This window comes from Oleiphilus sp. HI0086 (assembly GCF_001635225.1).
Genome location: NZ_LWFZ01000004.1, coordinates 1 through 1,698, shown reverse-complemented (window position 1 = coordinate 1,698; position 1,698 = coordinate 1). Strand labels below are relative to the sequence as shown.

The 1,698-nt window shown below is 43.6% G+C and carries 3 protein-coding genes; all 3 read right to left on the bottom strand.

The window, feature by feature from the left end:
- On the bottom strand, window positions 1-892 hold an 892-nt coding region (locus A3756_RS00190; protein ID WP_156490118.1), incomplete at its 3' end, for an AMP-binding protein.
- A gap of 156 nt (window positions 893-1,048) precedes the next feature.
- Window positions 1,049-1,357 carry a hypothetical protein gene (locus A3756_RS00185; protein ID WP_068508842.1) on the bottom strand — a complete coding sequence of 103 codons (309 nt, stop codon included), beginning with the start codon at window positions 1,355-1,357 and terminating at the stop codon, window positions 1,049-1,051.
- Between the two features lie 75 nt (window positions 1,358-1,432).
- A partial coding sequence (locus tag A3756_RS00180; protein ID WP_156490117.1) for a mechanosensitive ion channel domain-containing protein occupies window positions 1,433-1,698 on the bottom strand: 266 nt, incomplete at its 5' end.

Sequence of the window (1,698 nt, the reverse complement as noted above, 5' to 3'; positions counted from 1 at the left end):
TCATATAGCCTGACAGTAAAGGAATCTTCATCAAACGATCGAGCTTTTGTTTTGGCATCTTGGCAAAGACACCTGTCTGGAATATTGTCCAAATTCGAGGAACCGCCAGGAACAAGGTAGGGTTTGCTCGGTTCAAGTCAGCGACAAAGGTATCGAGTTTGTCGGCGAAAAATAATTGAAAGCCAACAGATATAGAGGCCATTTCGACTACAAAACGCTCCATCACGTGTGCCAAAGGAAGGTAAGAAAGCATTCTGTCTTGATCAGTCACTTTTAATGAGGCTATCGCGCCTTGTGCAGCATAGGCCATGCTATGGAAAGATAGCATCACGCCTTTGGGGTTCCCGGTGCTACCAGAGGTATAAACAATCGTGGCGATTTCATCTGCTTCGCGAGCTGTATTTTCACTTAAGGCTTCATTCTTTGCGACAATCTGATCCCAGCTAGTATACTTTTGCTGCACTTCTTCCGGGCTTAAGTCAAAGGAAATACAGGGTAAGCTTTCTGGAATACCGTCTTTCATATCGTCCCAATCATCAAGCTTACCAGCGAATAGGACTTGTGCTTCGGAATGCTCAAGTATATAGCTGACGGTATCGGCGTTTAGGGTTGGGTAGAGCGGAACGGTAACGTGTCCTGCCATCCAGATTGCCCAATCCGCCATGACCCACTGAGCGCAGTTTTTTGACAGTAATGCTATGTGGCTCTTGGCTGGTAAATTAAGAGTCTTCAAATAGTTCGCCATCTTTCTGGCTTCAGATACGGCTTGTTGCCAGGTATAGGTTTTAACTTGTCCATTGCCAAGAGGTTGCGTGAGGTAAATGTCCTGGGCCTTTTCCTTTTCCCAGCGATAAACATGTTCAAGTGCGAGTGGAATCTTTCTATCGTTCATTATTATTCCTTTGTAAACGTAGCTATTAGATTGTTATTGGTTTTTAAATTCTGCAGGAGAATTGTACAGATAAGGAGCGTTAATCCCTTGACCCTAGGTTTTAAAATATTGACGCTGGGTTGCACTTGTGGAAGGCTCAACCTAAAGGTTGGGCAGCTACAACAAGCTCAATTGGTCACTAGTAATCTCGTTATATGAGGTGCCTAAGAAGCTGACTACACCATCGACAATAGGTGCGATTTGTCTGGCGAGATACAGGTCATAATCAAGTGGTGATACAAGGTGTTCTATAGGCTCAGGCCCATTCACGGTATAACAATAAGAGACCCAGCCGCCATTTTCATAACGTGGCGCCTTGCCTTCGCTGACTAGCCACTCGTCAGCTTTTTTGGCGGCTTGGGCATGAGGGGGTATATTCGAGGTGTAATCTCTGAGTTTTCTTCTTAAGCGCTTTCGATAGATCAACTGGTCGTCGTATTGCCCGCTTCGTATCCCGCTAAGTAATTGTTTGAATAACTAGGCAACTCGGGTTATTCTAAATTAAGACTGTTTGTCTTCTTTGTACTCTTCAGACTGCAATTTACCAATCCCTTTTAAACGATCTCTAGGATTGACGAGCATTGGTCTGGTTAGAAGTAAGTTGTTTGGATATATAATAACTTCACGCGCTTCACTGATTAGTTTAGTGCTGAATAAGTTAATTTCAGAAATATACCCCTCGACGTAATTATCGCCATCAATCACTCTGACGAAGTTGCCACGCCTGAATGACTTTTGCACTAAAAGAATAAAAAATGAGGTGATGT